This window comes from Mesorhizobium sp. M7A.F.Ca.CA.002.04.1.1 (assembly GCF_004022805.1).
GTDB lineage: Bacteria > Pseudomonadota > Alphaproteobacteria > Rhizobiales > Rhizobiaceae > Mesorhizobium > Mesorhizobium ciceri.
In genome coordinates this window covers 1-1,901 of the sequence record NZ_RZPL01000919.1, presented here as the reverse complement: position 1 = coordinate 1,901, position 1,901 = coordinate 1, and the positions used below count along the sequence as shown (strand labels likewise).

Here is a 1,901-nt window from a genome sequence, read left to right as displayed (position 1 = left end):
GGCTCACAGGGCGATGCGCGGCTTCAACTCGCGGGCGGTCTCGAGCTCAAGACGCCGTTCGGAACCTTCGTGCCGCCCAACATTTCGCAAGACGCCAAGGACGGCATCGGCGCATGGTCGGTCGAGGACCTCGCCAATGCCATGCTGAAGGGCGTGTCGCCTTCGGGCCGACACTTCTATCCGGCGTTTCCCTATGCGTCCTACGCGCGCATGAATCCGGTCGACATTGGCGATCTCTATGCCTTCCTCAAGACGCTGCCGGCCGTCGCCGGCAAGGCGCCTGCAAATTCGCTCGGTTTTCCCTTCAACATTCGTCGCGGCATCGGCCTGTGGAAATTGCTCTATCTTAGCGACCAGCCTGTCGTTCCATTTCCCGCTGCCACGCCCGATCCGGTCATGGCCGGCCGCTATCTGGTCGAGGGGCCGGGTCATTGCGGCGAATGCCACACGCCGCGCGACCTCGCAGGTGGTACGAAAAAGAACGTGTGGCTGGCCGGTGCGGTGGCTGCCGAAGGCAGCGGCGTCGTGCCGAACATCACATCGGGCGAGGGCGGTATAGGCGATTGGTCGGAAGCCGACATCGCCAACTACCTCGAAACCGGCTTCACGCCCGATTTTGATTCCGTCGGCGGCGCCATGGTCGACGTGCAGCGAAACATGGCCGAGCTGGCGCCGCAGGACCGTGCTGCCATCGCCGCCTATCTCAAGGCGATACCCGCGCATCCAAACGGCTATCCGGCCCGCAAGAGGGCGAACTAGTCTAGATCGAGTCTGCGGATGACAGGTGGCGGTCACCGAGAAAATCGAAGCCCGTTTCGAAAAAATGGTTGTAGTTGCAGGTCAACTCTTCGCCAGGCGCGATGTCGCGCAGCGCAAAACTCTCCTCGGGTGAGGAGACGTCGCAATTAGGCTCGTCGGCATGGTTCATGTAGCGCGCGTCGTCGGCTTCGAAGACGATGTAGTTCGGATCGCGGCGGTCAGGATAGGAGTAGCGGTCGAGATAGCTCTTCACCGGGCCGGCCGCCCGCTCATAAGTCTCGACCTCGATGAGCCGATCGAACCTTGGGTCTAACTTCCAGATCAGAGTACCGCGAGGAATGTGGTTCTTGGCAAAGACGCCGATTCCCTGGATGGGTGATTTGTCGAGATAGACGTCGACGAGCAGCATAATGAACCTTTACGCGATTGGAGGCTGTCAGGCCGGGAAAAGCCGCGCACTGGGTAGCGCGCGGTCGTCGCAATTGCGAGTGAAAATGAGCGACGGGAGCTTCAAAAAGTCCTGACACCCAGCCCTCTGGAAAGGGTGCGTCGATTATCGTCCAGAGTCAGCGTTGCTGCAGCGCCAGACGGACGCCCAAAGCGCAGTAGATGCCGCCGACAACTTTGCCCTGCAATCGTAACACCGACGGATTTCGGCGCAGGAACGTGCCGAGCCGGCCAGCGCTCACGGCAAAGACGACCGTGCTGAAAAGGCCCAGTATGACGAAGATGACCCCCAACGCGGCCATCTGAAGCATCACCGATCCGTTTTCAGGCCGCACGAACTGAGGCAGAAAAGCGAGGAAGAACAGAGCGGTCTTGGGGTTGAGCACTTCGGTCAGGACAGCCTGTCGAAACGCCTTGCCGGCGGAGATCGCGAGCGCACCGGCCGCCGGGTTGGCCGGTGTTTTCTCGATGATCGCGCGAATGCCGAGATAAACCAGGTAGGCCGCGCCGATGTACTTGATGACGCTGAACAGCGTCGCCGACGCGGCGATGATCGCCGAGATGCCGATCATGGCCATGACGGTATGAAAGACGTCGCCGGCAGCGATCCCGGCGCCCGTCGCGATGCCGACCCTGGTTCCGGAACTCGTTGCCCGGGCGATCGTCAGCAGGGTGGCGGGGCCTGGAATGAAGAC

General features: G+C 61.5%; 3 protein-coding genes. 1 reads left to right on the top strand and 2 read right to left on the bottom strand.

What is annotated here, in order from left to right; all coding sequences use genetic code 11:
* On the top strand, window positions 1-759 hold a 759-nt coding region (locus ENZ75_RS30460; protein ID WP_128278571.1), incomplete at its 5' end, for a cytochrome c.
* Window position 760: 1 nt separating this feature from the next.
* Here ENZ75_RS30460 and ENZ75_RS30455 read toward each other — a convergent pair.
* Entirely contained in the window at window positions 761-1,168 is a 408-nt protein-coding gene (locus tag ENZ75_RS30455; RefSeq protein WP_013532664.1) for an SET domain-containing protein-lysine N-methyltransferase, read from the bottom strand.
* A 157-nt stretch (window positions 1,169-1,325) separates the two neighbouring features.
* The coding region (locus ENZ75_RS30450; RefSeq protein ID WP_164888130.1) for a LysE family translocator at window positions 1,326-1,901 on the bottom strand (576 nt) is incomplete at its 5' end.

Coding starts and splice junctions, on each gene's coding strand:
- ENZ75_RS30455 (WP_013532664.1), bottom strand. CDS start 1,168: ATGCTGCTCGTCGACGTCTATCTCGACAAATCACCCATCCAGGGAATC.